Source organism: Prosthecobacter sp. (assembly GCF_044227185.1).
Taxonomy (GTDB): Bacteria; Verrucomicrobiota; Verrucomicrobiia; order Verrucomicrobiales; family Verrucomicrobiaceae; genus Prosthecobacter.
The window spans coordinates 299,553-322,832 of the sequence record NZ_JBGAFO010000001.1 but is presented as its reverse complement, the minus strand read 5'-3'; the positions used below and the strand labels follow the sequence as shown (position 1 = coordinate 322,832).

Here is a 23,280-nt window from a genome sequence, read left to right as displayed (position 1 = left end):
GAGGTCAAACATTCACAATGCCTGTGTCAGCGCCGGCTCCCTTTCCACCAATGCAGGAGCATCGGCGCGGCAGACGGCGGTGATCGCCTCGGCAAGTGTTTTCAACCCCTGTTCCTTGGAGACAAAGCCATGCACATCACTGCGGCTCAGCACCGGCAGCATGTCGGCGCTGGAATGACTGCTCAGTACGATAACTTTGACTCCCTGCTCGATGAAATACCTGCTTTGCTCCACCAGATCAATCGCAGATCCATCGGGCAGGGTCATGTCCACCACCATCACGTCGATCTTGTGTGCCTGCAGCACTGGCAGAGCGGCGGCCACGCAGTCCGCCTCCACCATTTCAAAGTGAGGCAGGTACCTGCCAAGCGCGGCACGCACCACCTCGCGGTAGAGGTCATGATCCTCCACCAGCAGGATCAACCCGGATTTTCCTGAACAACTGGAATGCCAATTTGCCTGCTGCATGAATGTTCTTATTTTATGATGATGGCTGAAATCAGCGGTAACATACAACAAATCTGACACCTGTAGCGTGGAAGCACGATAATGAATAATGATTTAGACTTTCCTAAACCTCGGCCTCACGACGCCTTGCGAGCGCATTTTTCCTTCACCGAGGGGTCCACTGCGGAGAAAAATGAGTTCCTCGGCAGCATGGGTCATGAGCTGCGCAATCCCATTTCAAACATTCTCGCTCAAGGAGAAACGTTGCTCGAAGGCGTGTATGGACCTCTGGAAAGCACGCAGAAAAAAGCGGTCACCGCCATTCAGGACAGCGCCCGGCAGCTCCTCCAGCTCATCGCGGACGTGGTGGACCTCGGCAGGATCGAAGCCGGCGCCTCCCCGCTGGCAAAGAGCGCCTGCGTGGTCAGTGAGAAATGCGCCGCGAGCGTGGCGACGGTGGCGGCGCTGGCAAAGTCACGGTCCATTCAGATCGTCACTGAAGTGCAGCCGCCTCGGCTCAGCGTCCTGGCGGATCCGCACCGTCTGCAGCAGGTCATCACAGAGCTGCTCTCCGCCGCGATCCTGACCATGAACACGGGCGGCGGGCTGCGCCTGCACATCACGCATGGCGAGAAGGGGCTCCAGCTCCAGACCCGCGGCGCCGCCACGGGAGGCGGCGGCACGCCCGCCCAGCTCCTCAGCCAGCTCGGGAAAGTCAAACCCATCGGCCTGGCTCTGCTGCAGCAGCTCGTGCAGCTTCACAGCGGCTCCTTTGAGATGGATGAAACGGGCGGCCAGGAGGTCGGCATGTCCATCCGCCTGCCCCTGGACAGACTGGCCGTGGAGGAAGCAGCGCTGGAATCAGGCACCATGCCGGAGCCGCAGGTCATTCCGGAAGCCGCAGCACCCGTCGGCTCGCAGCAGCAGCAGCAGCCCACCATTCTCATTGCGGATGACCAGCCCGCGCTCATCACGGTCACGCGCAACTACCTGGAAAGCCTCGGCTTCAACGTCATCACCGCGCGGGATGGCAACGAGGCGGTGCAGCAGGCCTGCACGCTGAAGCCTGACCTCATCCTCATGGATGTGCGCATGCCGGTCGTGGATGGCCTGAGCGCCATCCGGCAGATCCGTGCTTCCGCCGATCCCAAGACGCGGGACATCGCCATCGTCAGCCTCTCAGGTCATGTGAGCGCCACGGACAAGGAAAAGTGCCTGGCCGCCGGAGCCACCGCCTACTTGAACAAACCTTTTGGTGTCCGCGAGCTGGACCGCCTCATCGCCGATCACGTCCGCCAGGATCGCCACTGACCGCTCCTCGTTTCCTGAGGAGCGGACATTCATTGCGCATGCACCTGCGCGTGGTGGCCAGGGCTCTGGCTTGACGATTCTGCTCAGGACACCTCTGGAAACTGCTCTTTCCCAATCGCATCCTGCGAAGCAGCCAGCCGCCCCCTCACCCGACCTCTCCCCGAACCAACCTTGAAGCAGCGGTGTCCTCGACGGGGAGAGGAGAAACCCGTCAGGGCTCCGATTGAGTTCCAAAGTGCTTCAACGTGAATCCCCGCTCCCCGTCGAAGTGTGTTGGGTCTGAGCGTCCTCCGGGAGAGACCGGGTGAGGGGCCGGGGCATTCCGCTTCGCAGGATGAGGTACGCTGGCGGGCAGGTTTCCTGAGGCGCCCTTCAATGAAAATCATGCGACTGCACGCCGCCGTGCGCCGGGCCTGGCAGGCGGTCAATGGCCAGCGCCAGGACGGTGGTGACGCCATCCTCAATCTGCAGCCGCCCGCGGATGAGCAGGAAAGACTCCTGCGTGATGACCAGCCTGCGTGCTTCAAACAACTCCGAGGGAACAAAGGCATTCGCAATGCCGGTTTCATCTTCAAGGCTGATGAAGACATGCCCGTTCGCGGTGCCGGGCCGCTGGCGGCAGATCACCATGCCGCCGATTTTCACCCGCGAACCACGACGTCCGCCGGGGAGGTCACAGGCGCGCGTGATGTCTGGCAGTGCCGCACGCATGAGCGCCATGGGATGCGGACCCACGGTCAGCGATGTGGAGGCGTAGTCGGCCTCCAGCCTTTCCACCGGCGTCATGACGGCGAGAGGCGAGGACGTTTCTGCGTCTTCAACAGCGGCATTTCGATGAATGGAGAAGAGATTGAGCTCGCGTTTGTGCTCCACCTCCCAAAGGGCGGCACGGCGGTTTCCGCCTAACGCATTGAGGGCACCTGACCTGGCCAGCACCCGCAGCTCATCCTTGGGCAGCGGGCAGCGCAGCAGGAAATCCTCCATGCTGAGCCAGGGGCCGGACTGGCGTGCCGAGATCAGCAGGTTTCTGGAGGCGGCGCAGAAGCCGCGGAGCTGGCTGAGCCCCAGCCGGATCGTGGCATCATCATCCACTCTGCAGCCGAGATCCGACACGCACACGCAGACGGGCAGCACCCGGAGGCCGTGCAGTTTTGCATCCCGCACCAGCGTGGCCGAGGAATAAAAACCCATGGGCTGGTTGTTGAGCAGCGCTGCTGTAAACTCCGCCAGCCGGTGCGTGCGCAGCCACGCGCTGGCATAGGCCAGCAGCGCAAAGCTGATGGCGTGAGATTCCGGAAACCCGTACACCGCGAAGGACTGAATGGACTTCACCACGCGGTCCTGCGTTGCTTCGGGTACTTCGCGCTGCTTCATCGCCAGCCGCAGTTTGGCCATCACCTTGTCCATGCGCTCCTGGGAGCGGTGAAAGCTCAGCGCACGCCGCAGCTCCTCCGCCTCGCTGCCGCTAAAGCCGGCGATCAGCATGGCCATCTGCAGCACCTGCTCCTGAAACAACGGCACCCCCAGCGTGCGCTCCAGCACCGGTTGAAAACAATCCGCGATGTAGTCCACCTTCTCCCGCCCCGCATGGCGGTTCAGATACGGGTGCACCATTTTGCCCACGATCGGCCCGGGGCGGATGATGGCCACCTCCACCACCAGATCGTAAAAACAGCGCGGCTGCAGCCGTGGCAGGGTGGCCATCTGCGCACGGCTCTCGATCTGAAACACACCGATGGTGTCCGCACGGCAGATCATGTCATAGGTCGCCGCATCATCCTGCGGAATGCGGTGCAGCTCGACGGCGCGCGTTTCTCCGCGTACACGGCAGGTGTCGATGGTCTCCTCCAGCACCGCCATCATGCCCAGTCCGAGCAGATCCACCTTGATGATGCCCAGGTCTGCGCAGTCATCCTTATCCCACTGCACCACGACACGTCCCGGCATCGACGCCGGTTCCAGAGGAACCATCGTGTTGAGACCCTGGCTGCACAGCACCATGCCGCCGCTGTGCTGGCCCAGATGCCGCGGCAGCCCGTGCACCGCGGCATGCAGCCGCAGCAGAGCGTCCAGCCGCGGGTGGTTTTCGGGCAGGCCGGCGCGTTTCACATGGTCGGCCGTTCCCAGGGTGTGATGAAAATCCCCATTGGCAAAAAGGCTGGAGAAGCGGCTGAGCACATCAGGTGGCAGCCCCAGCACCTTGCCCATCTCCCGCAGGGCGCTGCGCCCGCGGTAGGTGATGACATTCGCCGTCATCGCTGCTCCATGCGGGGCAAAGCGCCGGTACATTTCCTGGATGACCCGCTCACGGCGGTCGCCGCTGGGCAGGTCCAGATCAATGTCCGGCCAGGTGTCACGGCCCTCGCTGAGGAAGCGCTCAAACAAGAGCTTGTTCGCGATCGGATCCGCATTGGTGATGCCCAGGGCATAGCAGACCACGCTGTTCGCCGCGCTGCCGCGGCCCTGCACCAGGATGCCCTGCTCTTTGCACCAGCGCACGATGTCCCAGACTACCAGGAAATACCCGCTGAAGCCGAGCATGATGATGATGCGCAGCTCATGCTCCAGCTTGTCCCTGATGGTGGCGTCCATTCTGCCGTAGCGGCCGCGTGCGCCATGAAAGGACCTTTCGCGCAGAAACGAATCCATGCTGTGTCCCGCAGGCACGGCATAGGTGGGAAATTCATAGCCGAGATTTTCCAGGGTGAACTCGACGCGCTCCGCCAGGCGCGCCGTGTTTTCCACCGCCGTCGGCAGATCGGCAAACAGCTCGCGCATCTGCCGCTCGCGTTTGAGATGACGCTGTGAGTTCGGCGCGAGCAGCAGGCCCGCCTCATCCAGCGTGGTGTGGTGGCGCAGCGCCGTAAAAGCATCCAGCAGCAGGCGGCCTTCACGCGTGGCATGGCAGGGGCCGTTGGAGGCGATGAGAGGAAGGGAAAAACGCTCCGCCAGCTCCACCAGGGAGGCCGCACGGCGCCGGTCACCGGCCAGATGATGACGTTGGATTTCCACGCCGAAATTCTGGACGCCAAAGATGCGCACGAGATTTTCCATGACACCCAGCGCGGACTCACGCTCCCCACGGCTGATGGCCTGCACCAGCGGCCCTTCTTCATCGCCTGAAAGCGCCATCAATCCCTGCGCATGCTGCTCCAGCTCCGCCCAGGTGATGCGGCTGGCGTTCTTCGCAGCGCGCAGCTTGGCCAGCGTGAGCATGCGGCAGAGATTTTGGTAGCCTTCACGCGTGCGCACCAGCACCGGAAGCACGGTCTCGTCTTCAAGCGTCAGCTCCGCACCCACGATGCTGCGCAGGCCATGCTCCCTGGCGCGGTGGTGCGCGCGCGCCGAGCCATACACACCATCGCGGTCTGTGAGGGCGATCTGCTCCATGCCATGCGCAGCCGCATGATCCAGCAGCTCCTCAGGGGAGCTGGCGGCCCGCAAAAAGCTGAACGCGCTGCGCGCATGGAGTTCCACAAAAGCCATGAGCGTCAGCCGAAAACTCCGTCCAGCATCCACTGCCGGCCTTCGCAGGCCAGCCGGTACAACGCGCCGTCACTCGTCTCCACCTCCCACGTTTCGCGGCTCCAGGCCTGGCGGTCCCACCAGTCACCGGAGAGAAAGCAGGGGCCGTGGGCCTGAACGATGGTGAGCACGGCGTCCGGCGTGGTGATGGCCACCGGCCGCTGCTCCTCCAGGCGCACGCTCACGGGCCGTGGCGGCCGGAAGCAGCACATGGGCAGGCCATGGGAAGGGGGCTCACTGCGTACCGGAGCGGAGGGCGCCGGCTCCAGAAACCCCGCCATCGAAACAGCATCCGGCCTGCGTGTGGGCAGCAGGCGCGGTTTGCCCACACGGCCCATGCCCAGCAGCACCTCCAGTTGCGCCAGGGTCTCCGCAAAACGCTGCGGATCACGCAGGCTGCGTTCAAACAGCAGATTCTGCCGCATGGCCTGCCGTGTGGGCGTGAGCTCCAGCTTCACGGCCTTCACGGCGCTGGAGCTGCGCAGGCCGTCCAGATGAGCATGCAGAATGCGCAGCAGCAGCTCTTCATCGCGCGTGGGCTCGGCCACGCGCAGCAGACGCTCATGCACCGTGCCGTCTTCAAACGTCAGCAGCAGGTGCTCCGCGGCCGCCACCAGCCACTGCTCCGCCAGCCTGCCGCACAGCGTCTGCAGCATGCGCTGCAGCAGGAGCAGCAGGGGCTCCAAAGACTCCACGCCATGCTCCAGCTCAGTGGTTTCGCCAAACATCACCGCCGGGCGCACCCGCTGCAGCAGCCTGCCGGCGCCGCCTTTGGCGAGCTGCCACACCTGCAGGCCTTCTGCTCCCAGGCGGCCTGCCACTCCTTCGCGGGGCAGGGCGGTGAGCTGCGCCAGCGTGCGCACGCCCCAGAGCTCCAGCACTTCCAGCACGGCGGCGGAGGGCTGCAGTACTTTCACCGGCAGCTTTTCCAGCAGCGCACCTTCATCCACGCCGCCGTCCAGAATCAGCACATCATCGGCGGCCTGCGCTGCCAGGCAGGCATGGTCTGCATCCACCGCAAAACCCACGCGCGCATCCAGCTTCCGCGCGGCGAGCTCCGCACGCATGCCTTCACCACAGGCAGCCCGCCGCCGCCACACATGGCGGATCCCTGACACCTCCAGCACACAGAGGCCGGGGCTGGTCGATTCATAATGCGGTGTCCAATGATCCGCGCATTTCAGCAGCTCATGCTGCACACGCTCCTCCTCCGCGGCCACACGATGCAGCAGCGTGAGCTTCATGCAGCGTGCCATGGCCTGGGAGGCCGTCATGCCGGCAGCGATCCCCTGACGCTCCGCCACCGGATTCGCATGCATGATGCGCCCCGAGCCCGCCTCTTTTTCTTTCTCTTTCTCAGACGACAGCTCCGCTTCACCATCCAGCACGGCCACCGCGCGGCCCGCAGGCTGCGGCTGGATCCGCAGCGCCGCCTGCAGCGCAAAGCGTGGCAGCCAGAGGGCCGCATGCAGTGATGACAGGCCCGCCTTCATGCCGAAAAAAAGTACGGCGCGGATGATTCTTCCTCAGCTTCGCCGCCTAGCGCGCCGCGCCCCACACCGCCGCGCAGCCGGGCCAGCAGTTCGGCGCGCGGCCGGTCCATGGCCTCCAGTCCATGCGGCAGCTTCATCACCAGGCGCGACCGTGCGCAGGGCACTGTTTGAAAAGCGGTGAAGACACAGCACAGAGCGCCGCTTTTTTCCGCGAGCAGTCGCAGCCGGTGCCAGGCCTGCGCGGGAACCTTGCGCATGCTGGAGGCGGGGCACAGCTCCATGTCCATCAGCACGTGGGAGATGTTTCCATCCCGCAGCAAGAGGTCGGCTCCCTTGACCGCCTGGTCCACATTCCGGCACCTGAGCCACAGCAGCCGCTCCCGCGTTTCCGCCGTGACATCCTGCGGATTGAAAACATCCGCGCCATCCACCAGCGCCACCGGCTGGCGCCTCTCGCTCCAGCATTCCAGCAGGGCAGACAAAAGCAGGCCCGCGCCAGCTCCCCGGCTGGCGGAAACAATCTCGTGCAAACGCCCTGCCTGCATGCCCATTTGATCCAGGCATTCCACACCCGTGCACACCGCGTCGGTTTTCACCGGCACAGACTGCGCTGCGGGAAACTTGCTGCGCAGGAGTTCACGGATGTGGAGGAGGGAAGCGGCTTGGCTCATACTGTTCTGAAGAACAGTATCGATTCCGGCCCGCTTTGTAAAACAAAAATCCCTGCTTCGAACCGCTCCAGAGGGAGGAAAAACTGAATGCGCGCAGGCCTTCGCCCGCATGCTGAAGGCGTCTCAGGAAATGGCTGAGAAGTGTTGCGAGTGCAGGCTCATTGCCGCCATGCGGGGATTTGGCAGGATGCGGCCATGATCCAAGCACAACCACTCCCCCTCCCCGCCGGCCTCCACTCCGCCCTGTCCCTCATCAGCCTGGTCATGCAGGCCGGACTTCCTGAGCCTGAATTTGACCACGCAGCCGCGGAACCTGACTGCGGATACGAGGGTGGTCTGAACGGACGCATGAACCCAGACCGCATGCAGTTCCGGACGCTGGTGGAGACGCATGCTTCCGAATGTGTTCTTTCCGGCAGGCAGCTCAGCCGTCCGCGGCGCTGGGGCATCAATGAATAATAACACCCTCCTTCACCCTCCAACACCACGAACCATGCCACACACATGCCAAGCTGAAACGTCGCCCGCGCATGAGTCCATCCGCGCGCTGGCCTACTGCCTGTGGGAAGATGCCGGCTGCCCTTCCGGCCAGGACATCTTCTTCTGGACCGAGGCCGAAAACCGGCTGCTGTCCGCGAAAGCCCCGAAGCAGGCAGCGGCTGCGCCCCGCGCCGCCAAGGCGGCCCCCAAACGCAAGGCAGCCGGCCCCACCTCCAACGGAAACGGGCAGGCGAAACGCTCGCCGAAGGCCGCCGCCAGCAAGGCGGCACGATAAGCCGCCAAGATTTGACAGCGCCTGGTCGGCCGGAGAGGCCCTTGAGGGGGCAAGGGCAAAGGCTGCCACTGGTTGCCACCGGTTGTGCCGGGCCTGTCATTTCTGCGGGGAAACTTGAGTCCCGGTGATGTGCGGATTTGCAGACCGGCCCGCTTCGCCTTCCACTGCCCCCATGATCCCGCCTGACACCCAGCGCGTGCTTGATTTCCTCGCAGCCCCGGGCTCCTACCCGCACCGGCCCGCCGCAGTGCGCCTGATGCAGACGCATGCCTCGTGGGTCTTCATCGCGCCGCCGCTGGTGTACAAAGTCAAAAAGCCGGTGAACTTCGGCTTTCTCGATTTCTCCACCCTGGAGCTGCGGCAGGGGGACTGCGGGCGCGAGCTGCTGCTGAACCGGCGGCTGGCCGCGGACGTGTATCTCGATGTGGTGCCGGTGGTGGAGACAGCCGCAGGGCTGCAGCTCGGCGGGGAGGGCAGAGTCCTGGAATGGACGGTGAAAATGCGCGAGCTGGACGCCGCCGGCTTTCTGCACCAGCGGCTGCTTCAGGGAGAGGCGGGCACCGCCATGATGGACCGCGTGGTGGACCTGCTGCATGACTTTTACCGTGGGCAGCCGCCGCTGCCAGAGGCGGAGAGCGACCTGGCGTGCCGGCGGCTGGACGAGGCTCTGCGTGGAAACTTTGAGGCCATGCGCGGCGCCGCCGGGCACGCGATCTCCGCAGCGGCGCTGGCGGCCATCGAGCATTACACGCGCTGCTTCGAGCAGCAGCATCGCGCGCTGCTGGCTGCGCGCAGCGCGCAGGGCTGGATACGCGACTGCCATGGTGATCTGCACAGCGAGCACATCCACATTTCGGCGGACGGGGTGCGCATCTATGACTGCATCGAGTTCAACGAGGCCTTCCGCCACATCGACGTGGCCTGCGACATTGCGTTTCTGACGATGGACCTAGACTTCAACGGCCGTCCGGACCTGGCGCGGCATGTGGCGGCACGTTTTGCCACGCTGCTGCAGGATGCCGCGCTGCCGCGACTGCTGGACTTTTACCAGTGCTACCGCGCCTGCGTGCGTGGCAAGGTGGAGGGCCTGCACAGCCAAGGGGAAACCGTGGGCGCGGAGGAGCGCGCGGCGAGCATGGATCTGGCACGGCGCTACTTCAGGCTGGCGCTGCGACATGCCATCGCCGGGGGCGCGCCCTGCGTCTTTGTGGTGATGGGGCGCGTGGCCTGCGGCAAGTCGGCGCTGGCGCAGGCGCTGGGGCACGAGACCGGCTGGCGGGTCATTTCCTCGGACCGCGTGCGCAAGACGCTGGCCGGCGTGGAGCTGCATCAGCGCGGCACGGCGGAGGAGCGCGCCGCGCTGTATTCCGCGGAGATGACACAGCGCGTCTATGACACGCTGTTTGCCGAAGCCACCCACGCGGCGGCGGAGGGCTGCATCATCCTCGATGCTACTTTCTCCAAGCGCGCCCACCGCGATGCCCTGCGGGCGCTGCTGGCGCGGCAGGGACTGGCCTGCGTGTGGGTGGTGGCCGAGGCCGATGAAACCACCACGCTGCGCCGCCTGCAGGAGCGCGGGAGGTGCGGCGGCGTGGTGTCTGACGCACGCGCGGAGGACCACGCGCGGATCAACAACCATTACGAGCCCCCGGAGGAGCTGCCGGACTCCTGCGGCCTGCGCATCACGACGCATGACGACGTCTCCACCACGCTCGCGCGTCTGCTGCTGCTCCTGGCGGAAAGGAACGCCCATGAAGGCTGACGCGCAGCGCCCCGGCGCGAGACTGGTCCGCCTCATGACGGCCCTGTGCCGCCACGCGGAGGCCGATCTGCGCCGCATGCCACGCGCACCGGCGCAGGCGGTGCATGCCCTGCGCCTGCGCATGAAGAAGCTGCGCTCCCTCCTCTGCCTCATCCGGGGCGTGATTCCTCAGGCGAAGATGAACCGCCTGCGCCGGCTCATTCGCCAGATCAAGGACGCCTTCGCCGGCAGGCGCGATCTCGAAGTCATGCAAAAACTGGCGGAGACCCTGCGCCGCCGCCGCAGTCTGCCGGCACTGAAGCTGAATGCGGGCACCGGGCAGAGCGCCACCGCCGGGCCTGCACGCGTGCTGGCCGGAGCGCGGCGCAGGATCGCGCTGCTGCGGCATGAGGTGGCGGCGCTGCGGCTGAAAAAGCTGACGCCGGAAGATGTGGTGGCCGGCTATGTCCGCTGCCAGCATGGCTGCAGGAGGCGCATGAAAAAGTGCGCCGCCGGAGATGACGCTGTGCAGATGCACCGCTGGCGCAAGCACGTGAAGCATTGGTACTACCTCAGCCTCGCGCTGGGCCGCCTGCCGCAGGCGCGGAGCAGCGTGCGCCCGGCACGGGAGCTCGGCCACCTGCTGGGCCAGGTGAACGACCTCAGGCTCCTTGGCTCCCACGTGTCAGGAGGAGCCTCCGCCGCGCCGTGGCGGAAGGCCATTGCGCGCAGGCTGCGCGAGAAGAAATCCCGCGTCTTCGCCGTGGCGGCAAAGTCCCTGCACCTGCCAAGGCGGAGGCTGCGGAAGGTGCTCACGCGGCAGATGCGCGGTCTCGCCGCCGCGTGATTCACTCACTCCGGCACCAGCACCGCCGCACCCGTGAGACGGCCTTCGCGCAGGCGGGCCAGCGCCTCATTGGCGGCCTCCAGCGGAAAAGCCTGCGTCTGCGTCACCACCGGCACGCGGGGAGCCAGCGCGAGGAATTCATGGCCGTCGCGCCGTGTGAGGTTCGCCACGGAGCAGATGGAGCGCTCCTGCCAGAGATCCGCATAGGGGAAGGAGGGGATGTCGCTCATGTGGATACCACCACATACCACGATGCCGCCTTTCTCCAGGGAGCGGAGCGCGCGGGGCACCAGCTCTCCCGCGGGGGCGAAGATGACCGCCGCATCGAGCTTGTGCGGCGGAGCCTCGTCAGACGCCCCGGCCCAGGCGGCGCCGAGATGCCGCGCAAACTGCTGCGCCGCCAGGTCTCCGCCACGCGTGAAGGCATACACCTCCCGGCCCTGATGCCGCGCCACCTGGATGACGATGTGCGCCGCCGCGCCAAAGCCGTAGAGCCCGAGCCGCCTCGCGTCACCCGTCTTCATCAGGCAGCGGTGGCCGATCAACCCCGCGCACAGCAGCGGCGCGGCGGCCACATCATCCATGCCGGCGGGCAGCGGAAAGCAGAAGCGCGCGTCCGCCACGGTGTACTCCGCATAGCCGCCGTCGAGCGTGTAGCCGGTGAACATCGCCGTGTCGCAGAGATTTTCGCGGCCGCTCAGGCACATGGGGCACGCACCGCAGGTCCAGCCCAGCCAGGGGATGCCCACGCGGTCGCCGCGCTGAAAACCCTGCACGCCCTCGCCCAGGGCCTCCACGCTGCCCACGATCTCATGCCCGGGAACCAGGGGCAGCTTTGGCTGGCGCAGCTCGCCATCGATCACATGCAGGTCGGTGCGGCACACGGCGCAGGCCCGCACCCGTACGAGAAGCTGCCCCGGCCCCGCCTGCGGCGTGTCGATCTGCCGCAGCACCAGCGGGCTGCCGGGAGACTCCAGGAGCATGGCTTTCATGCAAAACGTTACGCGCTCCGCGCATATGCGGACGACAGCACAGCGCGGGGATTAAGGCGGAGGTGGTATCAGCGTCCGCCACGGTTGGACTGGGCCTTGGGGCTGGCCTTGAGCTGGCGGATGCCGCGGTCTTCGCGCAGGTCGTTGGACTGCTTGAAGTTGTTGTGGTGCTTGCGCGGACGTCTGGCGGTGTCGCTGTGGTTGGCGCCGAGCTGGCGCGGCAGAGGAGGAGCGTTCACGGCGGGCGGCGTGTCAGCGGGGCTGGATTTGGCTTTCATGGCAGGGTGTGGTGGGATCTGGTTTCCCCACATTCTCATGGAGCGGCAGGCAGGCTATGCCGGACCCGCCGTGCCGCTCCATGGAACATGGCTGGAAAAGCGGCTGAAGTTACTTGGTGGCAGGCGCTGGTGCTGGAGCAGGCGCCGGTGCGGGTGTTGGAGCAGGCGTTGGCGCGGGGGCCGGTGTGGGAGCCGGTGTGGGCGCAGGAGCTGGAGTTGGAGCGGGTGCCGGCTTCGGCACTGGAGCAGGCGCCGCAGCCTCCTTCGGAGGCGGGGGCTTGGTGGCTTCGGGTTGCGACTGCTTGTGGCAGCCCGTCAGCGCTGAAAGGGAAAGGATGAGGAGAAGAGTGCTGGTTTTCATGGTTGGTTATGTCTGGTCTGTCTGAAGGCAGCCGGTGGGGCTGTGTGTCTGATGCTAAGCAGCGCCGCCGGGCACATGCCATGAGCCAGAAGACTCTGCGCCTCTCAGCCATTGGCTGAGAGCAGGCACTGGCATCTGCCGATTGCCGGAGGCTCATTCGTGGCGAACAGGCGGACACTGATGAACACACCCAGGACCATTCTCGTCGCCGTGGATTTTTCCACCGGCTCCCACGCGGCGCTCGTGCAGGCGGCGCGCCTCGCCACGCTCAGCGGCGCCAGGCTGCACGTACTCCATGTGGTGGATTCGGAAGCCGTGGCCACCCTGGCCAGCCTGCGCGAGGAAAGCTTTGAGAGCCATGCCCGCACGGCGGTGGAGGGCGCCCGCAAGGCGCTGGCGAGCTGGCTGCACGGCGTCACGCTGCCTGCGGGCTTCGAGACCACCATCGCCACGGGCGTTCCGCTGCATGAGATCCTCGGCCACATCCGCTCATTGCATGCCGACATGCTGGTGGCCGGCATCATGGGGAAGGGCGGGGCCTCCGCAGGCGCCGGTTCGGTCTCCGCCAAGCTGGCGCGCAAGGCGCAGATCCCGACCCTGCTCGTGCGCTCCGGCCATCCGGAGGCCTTTCGCAAGATCGTGGCCTGTGTCGATTTCTCCGACACCGCGCGCGAGGTGGTCCGCATGGCGCAGAGCATGGCCACGCAGGACGGCGCCCATGTGGACTTCCTGCATGTGTGGCGCGAGCCCTGGGTGGTCACGCCACGCGGCGGCATGTTTACCGAGGACACGGCGCCCCCGCTCGTGTTCACCGATGTGGAGCGCAAGGCGCTCATTCAAAATCTCCACCAGACGCTTCACGAGTTTGTCCAGAAGGATGCCGCGGCCACTTTCCACAGCGAGGTGCTGCGTGAGTCCATGTCCTATGCGCCGGGCATCCAGGAGCACGCCGCTGAATGCGGGGCCGATCTGATCGTCATCGGCAGCAAGGGGCGCAGCAATCTGCGCTACGTCCTGCTGGGCTCCACGGCGGAGCGCCTGCTGGCGCGGCTCACCTGCTCGGTGCTGGTCGTACCCGCGGAGGCAACACCCGCGGAGTCTCCCTCATGAACTCTCCGCTGCTCTGCCTCTTCCTCACGCTGGCGTGCCTGTCCCCGGTTTGGGCGCAGCCGCATGTCCAGGCCGTCACTTTTGCCGCCGAGCCCGGCGTCATCTACGCGCCCCTGCTGGACGCCGCAAAGCAGCTTCATCTGGACGTCACGCGCGACAAGGAGGGCCGCTGCGTGCAGTTGGAAAATCTCGTCCTCCAGCCAGGCGCGCTGCGCCAGCTCATCGACGGCACCGAGCTGGTCCGTGCCGCCGATCTGCCGCTGGCGCATCCCGGCATCACCCTCACCACCGAGGACAGCATCACCGTGCTCCGCCGGGGGTTTTATCGGATGAGCCTGAGCGTGGGGCCCAAGCAGGTGGAGGTCAATCTTGCCACCCAGCAGTTGCAGGCATGGCAGGGCGACCGGCTGGTGCTGCAGACGCACATCAGCTCCGGCCGCAATGGCCGCACCCCGCAGGGCAGTTTCACCGCCGGCCCGTTCAGGGCCAGGATGCATTATTCGCACCTTTTTAACAACGCCCCCATGCCGTGGAGCGTGCAGATCCATGGGCATGTTTTCATTCATGGCTTCACCTCCGTGCCGGACTACCCGGCCTCGCACGGCTGCATCCGCCTGCCGCTGGATGGCGGCAATCCCGCGCGGTTCTTTTATGAGTGGGTGGACAACGGCACGCCCGTCCGGGTGGTGGCCGGAGCCGTTCACCCATGATGCCGCGCCCCCCGCTGAATCCATGCACGGAGAAACACCCGATCCGCACACCAGCCGCGTCTTTCAGATCCGTTCCTTTTCATCCATGAAACCACACATCCTCGCGGCCGTTCTTGGCCTTCTCGGCCTCACGGCCTGTACGCAGTTGCAGCCCGAGCTGCCGCCAGATCATGCGGTCGATTTTGTGGCCGAGGTGAAGCCGCTGCTGGAGTCCCGCTGCCTGGAGTGCCACCACCGGCGCTATGTCTGCGCGGGGCTGAACCTTGAAACCAAAGCCCTGGCGATGAAAGGCGGGCGCAGCGGCCCGGTCATCATCCCCGGCGCGCCGCACCAGAGCCTGCTGTACAAGGTGCTGCTCCTCGGGCACGAAAACCCGGTGGCCATGCCGCCCACGCCTGAAGGCGTGGAGCGCGAGCAGCAGAAACTCCTGCACGACTGGATCCTGCAGGGGGCGCCCTGGCCGGAGAAAGTGCGGCTGGTGCCGCCGCAGGACTGGAAAACCAACCGCAGCTAGGCCCATGACCACCCGCAGACCCTTCCCTCTCGCAAAAGTCTATGGCCTGCTGGAGACAGGGCCGGTCATTCTGCTGACCACCGCCCACAAAGAGCGGCGCAACGTCATGACGCTCTCCTGGCACCTGATGATGGAGTTTGAGCCGCCGCTGGTCGGCTGCATCGTCAGCGACCGCAATTACTCCTTCTCCCTGCTGAAGGCCGCAAAAAGCTGCGTCATCAACATCCCCACCGTCGAGCTCGCGGAGAAAGTGGTGCGCTGCGGCAACACCACCGGGGCACGCACGGACAAGTTCAAACGCTTCGGGCTCACGCCGCTGCCCGCTCAAAAGGTGGCCGCGCCGCTCATCGGCGAATGCTACGCCAGCCTCGAATGCCGGGTGGCGGACACGCGGATGGTGGCCAAATACGGACTGTTTGTGCTGGAGGTCGTCCAGGCATGGATCGACCCCGGCGTCAAAGATCCCCGCACGCTGCATCATCGCGGTCATGGCCGCTTTATGGTTGGGGGAAAAACGATCCGGCTGAGGTCTCGGATGAAATAGCATCTGATCCGAAACTTTTTCTGAAAAAGGAATGCTTTTTGCCGTGATTACTGTCTGGAAACCAGGCAGCATGAGCCGAGATGAACGATTATTCCAGCATGACCCAGGCGCAGCTCATCGAGCGGCTGCAGCAGATGGAGGCCGGCCTGGCAGGCGCGGAGAGCCAGGCTTCGCAGTTCGTGCCCGTGAAGGAGCTGATGGACCTGAAGGCGGCGCTGGACGCCCACTCCATCGTGGCCATCACGGACGCACGCGGGATCATCACCTATGTGAATGACAAGTTCTGCGAAATCTCCAAATACAGCCGCGGCGAGCTGCTGGGGCAGGACCACCGCATCATCAACTCAGGCCACCACGCCAAGGAATTTTTCAAAGATCTGTGGAGCACCATCGGGCATGGCCAGGTGTGGAAGGGCGAGATCCGCAACCGCGCCAAGGACGGCGGCATCTACTGGGTGGACACCACCATCTTTCCCTTTGTGGACCTGGCGGGAAAACCCCAGCAGTACATCGCCATCCGCACAGACATCACCCAGCGGAAGCGCGATGAGGAAAAGCTGGCGGAGCTGGCTCAGTCGCTGGCGGAAAAAAACAAGGAGCTGGAGGCCATCGTGTACGTGGCCTCGCACGATCTGCGCTCCCCGCTGGTGAACATCCAGGGCTTTGGCCGCGAGCTCACGCGCACCTGCGAGGACCTGCGCGCCAAACTGTCCAACACGCCCGGCAGCGTGGTGCCCAAGGAGGACCTGTTCACCGCATTCAGCGAAGACATCCCCGAATCTCTCGGCTTCATCCAGGCGGGTGTGTCCAAGATCGACACCCTCCTGAACGGGCTGCTGCGCTTCTCGCGACTGGGCCGCGCGGCGCTTTCCATCGAGCCCCTTTCCATGCAGGTCATGGTCCGGCAGATCGCCCAGGCGATGGAGTTTCAGCTTCAGCAGGCCGGCGCGCAGCTCGACATCGGAGAGCTGCCGGACAGCCGCGGAGATGCGACGCAGGTGAACCAGGTCTTCACCAACCTGCTGGACAACGCCGTCAAGTATCTCGACCCCGCACGGCCCGGCCACATCAGCGTGAAAGGTTACAAAGATGGCACACACGCTGTCTATGTGGTGAGTGACAATGGCATAGGTATTGCCCCTGCCCATCAGGCCAAGGCCTTTGAAATCTTCCACCGTCTCGATCCTTCGCACGGCAGCGGAGAAGGACTCGGCCTCACCATCTCTCAGCGAATTCTTGAAAGACTCGACGGTAAAATATGGGTGGAGTCGGCACCCGGCCTAGGCAGTCAATTTTTTGTCAGCTTGCCAGCCACTACGAACCCTTTTAAAAAGAAGTCATGACGCAGGAAGTCATCATCATCATTGCCGAAGATGACGCCGGTCACGCCAGGCTCATCGAAAAAAATCTCGCCCGAGTGGGTCTGCATAATCCCATCCAGCGCTTTGAGAACGGCCAGGAAGTGCTGGACTTTTTGTTTGCCCGCGGCCCTGGCGCGCATCGTCAGCCGGATGCCGCGTATCTTCTGCTGCTGGACATCCGCATGCCCAAGGTGGACGGCGCGGAGGTGCTGCGCCAGATCAAGGAGGACAAGTTCCTGCGCAGGATGCCGGTGATCATGCTCACCACCACGGACGACCCGCGTGAGATCGAGCGCTGCCATCTGCTCGGGTGCAACAGCTACATCGTCAAACCGGTGGACTACGACAAGTTTGCCGAAGCCATCAAACAGCTCGGGATGTTTGTCTCCCTCGTGCGGGTGCCCGGCCTGCACGACCAAACTTGATCTCCTGTCATGGCCGGCGCGCATTCCACCGCCACCCTGCTGCTGGTGGATGATGACCCAGGGCTCACCCGGCTGATCGCGCGCGCCCTCGAGCGGGAGGGCTATCAGACACACTGCACCGGCTCAGCGCAGGAGGCGGCGGAATGGCTTGCCAAAAACCAGGCGGACCTGCTGCTGCTGGACCTGAAACTGCCGGACGGAGAAGGCTCCGAGGTGATCACCGCCGTGGCGGAGACGGGACGCAGCGTGCCCTTCGTCGTCATCACCGGGCAGGGAGACGAACGCGTGGCGGTGGACATGATGAAGCGCGGCGCGCTGGACTACCTGGTCAAGGACGCGCACTTCCTGGAGTTCCTGCCCACCGTGGTCCGCCGCGCCCTGGCGCAGGTTGAGAAGGACAAGCAGCTCGCCGCCGCGGAGGCGGAGCTGCGCACCAGCAATGAAGTCCTGCGCGGGGAGATCGCCAAGCGGCGCGAACTCGAACGCGAGATCCTGTACGTCAGCGAGCGTGAGCAGCAGCGGATCGGCCAGGATCTGCATGACGACCTGGGCCAGCGGCTCGCCGGCACCTGGCTGATGAGCGACGTGCTGAAAAAAAGCCTCAAGCGGCGCGGCCTGCCCGAGGCGGAGCACGCCGCGCAAATCAACAGCCTCCTGAAAGAGGCGCTGGTGCTCACGCGCACCCTTGCGCGCGGCCTGCACCCGGTGACCATCGGAGACGGCGGACTGGCCGCGGCCCTGGAGGAGCTGGCCGTCCGCACGCGCCAGATGTTCAGCATCACCTGTGCGTACCATGGCCCGGCGGAGATCGCGCTGGACAACACCACCGCCACACACCTCTACCGGATCAGCCAGGAGGCCGTGACCAACGCGGTGAAGCACGGCAAGGCGAAGTCGATCACCATCGAGGTCTCCCTCACGCCAGGCCATTACGTGCTCTCCATCCGCAACGACGGCAGCCTGCTGCCGGGGTCCGCCGCCGGAGAAGGGATGGGCCTGCGCACCATGAAATACCGGGCGGACATGATCGGCGGGATGCTGGAGCTTCAGAACCGCCCGGACCGGCAGGGAACGATGGTCGTCTGCACCCTGCCGGCGACCTCCAGGGTGGAGGATGAATGCCAGATCTGACTCCTAAATGAAAGCCGGCCCCCACAGCACCACGACGCAAGGGAGGCGCAAAGCACCGCATTTGCCGCTGAGACACACATCGCCGCTCCGCTATATGAGTGCTGCTGAACTTCCAAATGAATGCCCCTAAAACCAGTCCAAGCGCCACTGGTGCCGCAGGTTCACCACCGGCCCCGCCGCAGCCATGAAAAAGCCGGCGCATGGCGCTCCTGCCCTCCGCGCGGCGGGGAGGCAGAAGTCTCTGGAGTCAGAGGCGGCCGCATTGGCAAGGCTGAATGCAGCGAATGCGCGCCTCTGGCAGATCCGGGACCTGGGCGCGGGGCTGAAGGAAATCCTGGCGTCCACCATCGCCATGCTCGGCGCGGATTTTGGCAATGTGCAGCTCTATGACGCGGAGAAGCGCGTGCTGCGCATCGCGGTGCATCGCGGCTTCAAAAAGCCGTTTCTCGATTTCTTCCACGAGGTCTCCACGAAGGAGAATGCCGCGTGCGGCCGCGCGCTGCGCGCGCTGCGCGCGCGAGAACGGATCATCATCGAGGACGTGGAAAAGGACGCGGGCTTCAAACCCTTCCGCCGTGTCGCCCGTGCGGCGGGCTACCGCGCGGTGCAGTCCACGCCGCTCTTCAGTCAAAATGGCGCGCCGCTGGGAATGATCAGCACGCACTTCCGCCAGCCGCACCGCCCCGCCGAGCTGGAGCTCGCGCGGCTGGATTTCTACGCGCAGGCGGCGGCGAGTTTCATCGGACGCTGCCGCGCGGAGGAAGCGCTGCGCGAGAGCGAGGAGCGCTACCGGCTGCTGGCGGACAACACCGCCGACTTTGTGGCGCTGAGCAACGTGAGAGGAAACATTCTTTACCTCAGCCCCTCATACGAGCGAAGGCTTGGCATCTCGATCAGCACGCTGGCGGCGCAGGGGGCTGCGGCGCACATGCATTGCGATGACTTGAAAACCATCCGTGAAGCGCGCGCCGCCAATCTGAAAGGCAGAAGCACCACCATCGAATATCGCTTTCTCAGGAAACCTGACACATGGGTCTGGCTGGAGGGGCACTGCACGCCCGTTCGCGACTCCAAAGGCTGCGTCACAAGCCTTCTGCTCGTCTCACGGGACATTACTGCGCGCAAGAAGGCCGAGGCCGCCCTGCGCGAGAGCGAGGAGCGCTACCGGCAGCTCGTGCACGCACTGCCGGCGGCGGTTTACACCTGCGATGCGGCGGGGCGCATCACACTTTTCAACGCGGAGGCGGCCAAGCTCTGGGGCCGCGAGCCGGATGACGAAGACCGCTGGGACGCCTCCTACCGGATTCTGGATGCCGAGGCCAGGCCGATGAAGCGCTCCCAGCTTGCGATCGTGGAGGCGGTCCGCAGCGGCGAGCCCGTGCGCGGGATGGAGCGCATCGTGGAGCGTCCGGACGGAAGCCGCTCCCATGTGCTTTGCTTCCCTGATCCCGTGCATGATGCCAGCGGGCGCCCCTGCGGCGCGGTGAGCATGCTGGTGGACATCACCGCGCTGAAAGAGACGCAGTCAAAGCTCAGCGCCGCGCTGGCCAAGCTGGAGACGCTCTCCCATGCGGTGCGGCAGAGTCCCGCGGTGGTGATGATCACCTCCGCGAAGGGGGCGATCGAGTACGTGAACCCGAGGTTCACCCGGGTCACGGGCTACACGGCCGCCGAGGTCACCGGCAAGAACCCGCGCCTGCTGAAATCCGGGGAGCAGCCGCCGGAGTTCTACCAGAAAATGTGGGACACGCTCGCGGCCGGGCACGAATGGCGCGGTGAATTCTGCAACCGGAAGAAGAACGGGGAGCTGTTCTGGGAATACGCCGTGATCGCCCCGATCATGAACTCGGACGGAAAAATACGGCACTTTGTGGCGATCAAGGAGGAAATCACCGAGCAGCGCCGGGCCGTCACCCTGCTGCATGAGCGCGAGGAGCGGCTGCGCGCCATTCTCAACACGGTGGCGGACGCCGTTGTCACCATCGACCAGCGCGGCATCATCATCAACGTGAACCCCGCCACTGAGCGGATGTTTGGCTACACCGAGGCGGAGATGGTCGGGCGGAATGTGAAGATGCTGATGCCTTCACCCTACCGCGAGGAGCACGACAGCTACCTCAGAAGGTTCAAGCGCACCGGCCAGGCAAGACTCATCGGCATGGGCCGTGAAGCGCAGGGGCGGCGCAAGGACGGCACTCTTTTCCCGATCGAACTGGCTGTCAGCCAGGTGGACCACATGCACATTTTCACCGGCGTGATCCGGGACATCACCAGCCGCCGGGCGCTGGAGAAGGAGATCCTGGACGTCAGCGAGAGCGAGCGCGCCGCGATCGGCGAAGACCTGCACGATGACCTGGGGCAGCAGATCGCGGGGCTTTGGTGCATGAGCCAGGTGCTGCATGACAGCCTGCGCCAGCGCTCGGCCCCGGAGGCTGCCGAAGCCGGTAAAATCTCCGAGATTCTGCGCCAGGTGCTGGCCCTCACGCGCAGCCTGGCGCAGGGGCTGCATCCGGTGGCGCTGGAGACCGGCGGCCTGGTGGCGGCGCTCAGGGACCTGGCCTCGCGCACGCGGCTGATGTTTGGCGTGCCCTGCCGCTTTCATGGCGCCAGCAAGGATGCCGGCCTCGACCAGGCGGTGACGACCAACCTGCTGCGCATCTGCCAGGAGGCGGTGACCAATGCGGCAAGGCATGCAGGAGCCACGCGGATCGACATCACGCTCTCCCGGCGTGGCAGGCAGGTCACGCTAGCCGTACGCGATGATGGATGCGGCCTGCCGGAGCACAGCCACTCGGGACGGGGCATGGGCCTGCGCATCATGCAGCATCGCGCCAGCCTCATCGGAGCTGAGTTCAAGATCGATCACGCGCCGCTCGGCGGCACCCTCATCACCTGCAAAGTGCACAAAAAAACACCTGCCTCCTGACATGAAAAAAGACCAGAACACCAAACGAGTTTTCATCGTGGACGATCATCCTGTGTTTCGCGACGGCGTACGCCGCATGCTGGAGGGAGATGGAAAGTTCATCGTCTGCGGCGAGGCCGGAACCGCCGCCGAGGCCATCACCGGCGTCAGCCGCCAGCAGCCCGACCTCCTCGTTCTGGACCTGAACCTGCCCGGCAAGAGCGGCCTGGAGCTGCTGCAGGACATTCATGCCATGATGCCCGAGCTGCCGGTGCTGGTGGTCTCCATGCATGAGGAGGCGTTCTTTGCGGAGCGCGTGCTGCGGGCCGGCGGCCGCGGCTACGTGATGAAGATGGAGGGGCCGGAAAAAATCATGGCCGCCGTGCACCGGATCATGGGAGGGAGGGTGGCCGTGAGCGAGCAGATGTCCTCCACCATCCTCGACTCCCTCTCCCGCCCGGCCACGAAGAACAGCACCTCGGTCATCAGCGCGCTGACCACGCGCGAGTTTGAAGTCTTCCGCCTCATCGGCCAGGGCAAGGACACGCACGAGATCGCGGCTGCCCTGCACCTCAGCACCAAGACCGTGGACACCCACCGTGTGAACATCAAGACCAAGCTGGGCGTGAAGAACAACACCGAGCTGGTGCGCCAGGCCGTGTGCTGGTGCGGAGAGCAGGGCTGAGGCGCGCCAGCGGACGCGGCGCACCCGCCGTGCCGGACTGCGGGTGCGCATGAGGCCGGCTAGGCCGGAGGCTGAGAAGCGGCGGGGCCCTCCGCTCATTGCCGGCAGAGGCCGTACGCTGCCCAATGGCGGCGTTATGAAACAGGCCACGACTCCGACATCCGCCCTCGCCTGCCAGCCGCGCGCAGGCTCCGGCACCGCCCCCGGCGTGCTGAATGTGATCTCCGTTTATGACGACTTCATCGGCGCCATCCAGGCCTGTGAAGCCGTCGAGTGGCTGCACTTCCATTTTGACGGCCGCGTGCGTGTCCTGCACCGCGCCTGGAGCTTTGCCTCCCTGGCAGGCTCAGACATGCGGGCCTCCGCCGCCGAGGACTGGGCGGGTTCGGATCTCCTCATCATCTCCGGTCATGGCCCGCAGCCCCTGCCGGAGGGCGTCCACAAGTGGATCAACGAATGCTTCGGGCAAAACACCGGCGGACCGGCCGCCCTCGTGGCATTGTATGATTTTGAGTCCACGCCCGAGACCCTGGACGGTCCGCTCACCCGGGACCTGCGCCAGATCGCCTGGCACTGGCGGCTGGAGTTCATCAGCAACGAGGAGTTTGAAACGCGGATGAACTCGGATTTGAGCCGCATCGCGCGCCTGCGGGAGCCCGCGGCTACGCCGGGCTTCCAGTTTCTCAGCTTTGGCAGATCACCCGGCTGCGAGAGCCCTCCGGCGGGCTCGGGCATGCTCATCTGAACCGCGTCGTCTTTCCCTGCCGCCGCGCGGACACGGCGGCAGCGTGAACCAACCCCGAAGTCCGCAACCCAAACACACAAACACACCCAAACATCATGAATGCACTATCCCTGCTCAATCCCTTCCGCACCACCTCCAGCTGGGATCCCCTCCAGGAGATCACCAGCTTGGAAAACCGCCTGGACAAATTCTTCGGCCGCCCGCTGCTGTCCACCAATGGAAACGGAGGCAGCGAATCCATGACCGTCGCCCGGTGGTCTCCTCTGGTGGACATCACGGAGGACGACAAGGAATACCTGGTGAAGGCGGAGCTGCCCGATCTCAAAAAGGAGGAGGTCAAGATCACCGTGGAAAACGGCGAGCTGACCATCTCCGGCGAGCGCAAGATCGAGAAGGAGGAGAAGAACAAGAAGTTCCACCGGATCGAGCGTTCCTACGGCAGCTTCGTGCGCAGCTTCACGCTGCCCGAAGGCGTCAGCGGAGACAAGGTCAGCGCCGACTTCAAAAACGGCCTGCTCGAGGTTCATCTGCCCAAGGATGAAAAGGCGAGGCCGAAGGCCATCGAGGTCAAGGTGAGCTGACCTGACCTGGCGCGGCCCGACGCCGTGCAAAATTCCGCCCGCGGCCCCGGGCAGATCACGCAAAACGCGCATGCGTGATTCTGCCGCCGCAGGTGACGGCAGCCGCGGGGAGCCGATGCTCCAAAGGC

23 protein-coding genes are annotated in these 23,280 nt (G+C 65.1%); 16 read left to right on the top strand and 7 right to left on the bottom strand.

The features are described 5' to 3' along the window. Positions 1-12 precede the first annotated feature (12 nt). On the bottom strand, positions 13-528 hold the full coding sequence (locus ACILSQ_RS01315; protein ID WP_395741763.1) for a response regulator transcription factor: 516 nt from the start codon (positions 526-528) through the stop codon (positions 13-15). Between the two features lie 66 nt (positions 529-594). Between ACILSQ_RS01315 and ACILSQ_RS01310 the strand changes: the two genes are divergently transcribed. Continuing rightward, complete coding sequence (locus ACILSQ_RS01310) at positions 595-1,758, top strand: response regulator (protein ID WP_395741762.1); 1,164 nt, start codon at positions 595-597, stop codon at positions 1,756-1,758. Between the two features lie 372 nt (positions 1,759-2,130). On the opposite strand, the gene ACILSQ_RS01305 is transcribed toward ACILSQ_RS01310, so the two are convergent. From ACILSQ_RS01305 to ACILSQ_RS01295, 3 genes are read right to left on the bottom strand one after another with little or no spacing between them, the layout of a single operon-like run. Beyond that, the gene (locus tag ACILSQ_RS01305) at positions 2,131-5,244 is read right to left on the bottom strand and encodes a DNA polymerase III subunit alpha (protein WP_395741761.1); all 3,114 of its coding nucleotides are present in this window, start codon (positions 5,242-5,244) and stop codon (positions 2,131-2,133) included. Positions 5,245-5,249: 5 nt separating this feature from the next. After that, entirely contained in the window at positions 5,250-6,776 is a 1,527-nt protein-coding gene (locus tag ACILSQ_RS01300) for a hypothetical protein (RefSeq protein WP_395741760.1), read from the bottom strand. After that, positions 6,773-7,447, bottom strand: coding sequence for a hypothetical protein (locus ACILSQ_RS01295; protein WP_395741759.1), 675 nt, complete (start codon positions 7,445-7,447; stop codon positions 6,773-6,775). The genes ACILSQ_RS01300 and ACILSQ_RS01295 overlap by 4 nt, the downstream gene beginning before the upstream one ends. Before the next feature lie 195 nt (positions 7,448-7,642). On the opposite strand from ACILSQ_RS01295, the gene ACILSQ_RS01290 reads away from it, so the two are divergent. The 4 genes from ACILSQ_RS01290 (at position 7,643) to ACILSQ_RS01275 (ending at position 10,810) form a co-directional block, all read left to right on the top strand. Further along, complete coding sequence (locus ACILSQ_RS01290; RefSeq protein ID WP_395741758.1) at positions 7,643-7,906, top strand: hypothetical protein; 264 nt, start codon at positions 7,643-7,645, stop codon at positions 7,904-7,906. Between the two features lie 34 nt (positions 7,907-7,940). Then, a complete protein-coding gene (locus tag ACILSQ_RS01285) occupies positions 7,941-8,222 on the top strand; it encodes a DUF2934 domain-containing protein (RefSeq protein ID WP_395741757.1) in 282 nt (93 codons plus the stop codon). Between the two features lie 172 nt (positions 8,223-8,394). Next, positions 8,395-9,984 (top strand): AAA family ATPase, encoded by a 1,590-nt coding sequence (locus tag ACILSQ_RS01280; protein WP_395741756.1) that lies wholly within the window; start codon positions 8,395-8,397, stop codon positions 9,982-9,984. Beyond that, a complete protein-coding gene (locus ACILSQ_RS01275; RefSeq protein WP_395741755.1) occupies positions 9,974-10,810 on the top strand; it encodes a CHAD domain-containing protein in 837 nt (278 codons plus the stop codon). Before ACILSQ_RS01280 ends, ACILSQ_RS01275 begins: the two co-directional genes overlap by 11 nt. 5 nt (positions 10,811-10,815) lie before the next feature. On the opposite strand, the gene ACILSQ_RS01270 is transcribed toward ACILSQ_RS01275, so the two are convergent. The 3 genes from ACILSQ_RS01270 to ACILSQ_RS01260 form a co-directional block, all read right to left on the bottom strand. Beyond that, positions 10,816-11,802 (bottom strand): zinc-dependent alcohol dehydrogenase family protein, encoded by a 987-nt coding sequence (locus ACILSQ_RS01270; RefSeq protein ID WP_395741754.1) that lies wholly within the window; start codon positions 11,800-11,802, stop codon positions 10,816-10,818. Positions 11,803-11,870: 68 nt separating this feature from the next. Beyond that, on the bottom strand, positions 11,871-12,080 hold the full coding sequence (locus ACILSQ_RS01265) for a hypothetical protein (RefSeq protein WP_395741753.1): 210 nt from the start codon (positions 12,078-12,080) through the stop codon (positions 11,871-11,873). Positions 12,081-12,189: 109 nt separating this feature from the next. Then, complete coding sequence (locus tag ACILSQ_RS01260) at positions 12,190-12,441, bottom strand: hypothetical protein (protein ID WP_395741752.1); 252 nt, start codon at positions 12,439-12,441, stop codon at positions 12,190-12,192. 180 nt (positions 12,442-12,621) lie between these two features. Here ACILSQ_RS01260 and ACILSQ_RS01255 point away from each other — a divergent pair, with 180 nt between their 5' ends. From ACILSQ_RS01255 to ACILSQ_RS01205, 11 genes are all read left to right on the top strand, one after another. Further along, the gene (locus tag ACILSQ_RS01255; RefSeq protein ID WP_395741751.1) at positions 12,622-13,551 is read left to right on the top strand and encodes a universal stress protein; all 930 of its coding nucleotides are present in this window, start codon (positions 12,622-12,624) and stop codon (positions 13,549-13,551) included. Further along, positions 13,548-14,261 (top strand): L,D-transpeptidase, encoded by a 714-nt coding sequence (locus tag ACILSQ_RS01250; protein ID WP_395741750.1) that lies wholly within the window; start codon positions 13,548-13,550, stop codon positions 14,259-14,261. Before ACILSQ_RS01255 ends, ACILSQ_RS01250 begins: the two co-directional genes overlap by 4 nt. An 85-nt stretch (positions 14,262-14,346) precedes the next feature. Further along, positions 14,347-14,775 (top strand): c-type cytochrome domain-containing protein, encoded by a 429-nt coding sequence (locus tag ACILSQ_RS01245; protein ID WP_395741749.1) that lies wholly within the window; start codon positions 14,347-14,349, stop codon positions 14,773-14,775. Between the two features lie 4 nt (positions 14,776-14,779). Further along, a complete protein-coding gene (locus ACILSQ_RS01240) occupies positions 14,780-15,319 on the top strand; it encodes a flavin reductase family protein (protein ID WP_395741748.1) in 540 nt (179 codons plus the stop codon). A gap of 80 nt (positions 15,320-15,399) precedes the next feature. Next, positions 15,400-16,662: an ATP-binding protein gene (locus ACILSQ_RS01235; protein ID WP_395741747.1), complete on the top strand. Its 1,263-nt coding sequence runs from the start codon at positions 15,400-15,402 to the stop codon at positions 16,660-16,662. Next, the gene (locus ACILSQ_RS01230) at positions 16,659-17,105 is read left to right on the top strand and encodes a response regulator (RefSeq protein WP_395741746.1); all 447 of its coding nucleotides are present in this window, start codon (positions 16,659-16,661) and stop codon (positions 17,103-17,105) included. Before ACILSQ_RS01235 ends, ACILSQ_RS01230 begins: the two co-directional genes overlap by 4 nt. A gap of 9 nt (positions 17,106-17,114) precedes the next feature. Beyond that, entirely contained in the window at positions 17,115-18,236 is a 1,122-nt protein-coding gene (locus tag ACILSQ_RS01225; RefSeq protein ID WP_395741745.1) for a response regulator, read from the top strand. Between the two features lie 184 nt (positions 18,237-18,420). After that, on the top strand, positions 18,421-21,162 hold the full coding sequence (locus tag ACILSQ_RS01220; RefSeq protein WP_395741744.1) for a PAS domain S-box protein: 2,742 nt from the start codon (positions 18,421-18,423) through the stop codon (positions 21,160-21,162). Between the two features lies 1 nt (position 21,163). Further along, positions 21,164-21,826, top strand: coding sequence for a response regulator (locus tag ACILSQ_RS01215; protein ID WP_395741743.1), 663 nt, complete (start codon positions 21,164-21,166; stop codon positions 21,824-21,826). Between the two features lie 136 nt (positions 21,827-21,962). Further along, complete coding sequence (locus tag ACILSQ_RS01210) at positions 21,963-22,571, top strand: hypothetical protein (protein WP_395741742.1); 609 nt, start codon at positions 21,963-21,965, stop codon at positions 22,569-22,571. 95 nt (positions 22,572-22,666) lie between these two features. After that, positions 22,667-23,152: an Hsp20/alpha crystallin family protein gene (locus ACILSQ_RS01205; RefSeq protein WP_395741741.1), complete on the top strand. Its 486-nt coding sequence runs from the start codon at positions 22,667-22,669 to the stop codon at positions 23,150-23,152. The last annotated feature ends 128 nt before the right edge of the window (positions 23,153-23,280 follow it).

Bases quoted from the DNA above. Each gene is read 5' to 3' on its own strand.
- ACILSQ_RS01215 (WP_395741743.1), top strand. From the start codon at position 21,164: ATGAAAAAAGACCAGAACACCAAACGAGTTTTCATCGTGGACGATCAT.
- ACILSQ_RS01250 (WP_395741750.1), top strand. From the start codon at position 13,548: ATGAACTCTCCGCTGCTCTGCCTCTTCCTCACGCTGGCGTGCCTGTCC.
- ACILSQ_RS01230 (WP_395741746.1), top strand. From the start codon at position 16,659: ATGACGCAGGAAGTCATCATCATCATTGCCGAAGATGACGCCGGTCAC.
- ACILSQ_RS01245 (WP_395741749.1), top strand. From the start codon at position 14,347: ATGAAACCACACATCCTCGCGGCCGTTCTTGGCCTTCTCGGCCTCACG.
- ACILSQ_RS01240 (WP_395741748.1), top strand. From the start codon at position 14,780: ATGACCACCCGCAGACCCTTCCCTCTCGCAAAAGTCTATGGCCTGCTG.
- ACILSQ_RS01255 (WP_395741751.1), top strand. From the start codon at position 12,622: ATGAACACACCCAGGACCATTCTCGTCGCCGTGGATTTTTCCACCGGC.
- ACILSQ_RS01290 (WP_395741758.1), top strand. From the start codon at position 7,643: ATGATCCAAGCACAACCACTCCCCCTCCCCGCCGGCCTCCACTCCGCC.
- ACILSQ_RS01305 (WP_395741761.1), bottom strand. From the start codon at position 5,244: ATGGCTTTTGTGGAACTCCATGCGCGCAGCGCGTTCAGCTTTTTGCGG.
- ACILSQ_RS01210 (WP_395741742.1), top strand. From the start codon at position 21,963: ATGAAACAGGCCACGACTCCGACATCCGCCCTCGCCTGCCAGCCGCGC.
- ACILSQ_RS01270 (WP_395741754.1), bottom strand. From the start codon at position 11,802: ATGAAAGCCATGCTCCTGGAGTCTCCCGGCAGCCCGCTGGTGCTGCGG.
- ACILSQ_RS01280 (WP_395741756.1), top strand. From the start codon at position 8,395: ATGATCCCGCCTGACACCCAGCGCGTGCTTGATTTCCTCGCAGCCCCG.
- ACILSQ_RS01300 (WP_395741760.1), bottom strand. From the start codon at position 6,776: ATGAAGGCGGGCCTGTCATCACTGCATGCGGCCCTCTGGCTGCCACGC.
- ACILSQ_RS01275 (WP_395741755.1), top strand. From the start codon at position 9,974: ATGAAGGCTGACGCGCAGCGCCCCGGCGCGAGACTGGTCCGCCTCATG.
- ACILSQ_RS01260 (WP_395741752.1), bottom strand. From the start codon at position 12,441: ATGAAAACCAGCACTCTTCTCCTCATCCTTTCCCTTTCAGCGCTGACG.
- ACILSQ_RS01265 (WP_395741753.1), bottom strand. From the start codon at position 12,080: ATGAAAGCCAAATCCAGCCCCGCTGACACGCCGCCCGCCGTGAACGCT.
- ACILSQ_RS01225 (WP_395741745.1), top strand. From the start codon at position 17,115: ATGGCCGGCGCGCATTCCACCGCCACCCTGCTGCTGGTGGATGATGAC.
- ACILSQ_RS01220 (WP_395741744.1), top strand. From the start codon at position 18,421: ATGAAAAAGCCGGCGCATGGCGCTCCTGCCCTCCGCGCGGCGGGGAGG.
- ACILSQ_RS01205 (WP_395741741.1), top strand. From the start codon at position 22,667: ATGAATGCACTATCCCTGCTCAATCCCTTCCGCACCACCTCCAGCTGG.
- ACILSQ_RS01285 (WP_395741757.1), top strand. From the start codon at position 7,941: ATGCCACACACATGCCAAGCTGAAACGTCGCCCGCGCATGAGTCCATC.
- ACILSQ_RS01235 (WP_395741747.1), top strand. From the start codon at position 15,400: ATGAACGATTATTCCAGCATGACCCAGGCGCAGCTCATCGAGCGGCTG.
- ACILSQ_RS01295 (WP_395741759.1), bottom strand. From the start codon at position 7,447: ATGAGCCAAGCCGCTTCCCTCCTCCACATCCGTGAACTCCTGCGCAGC.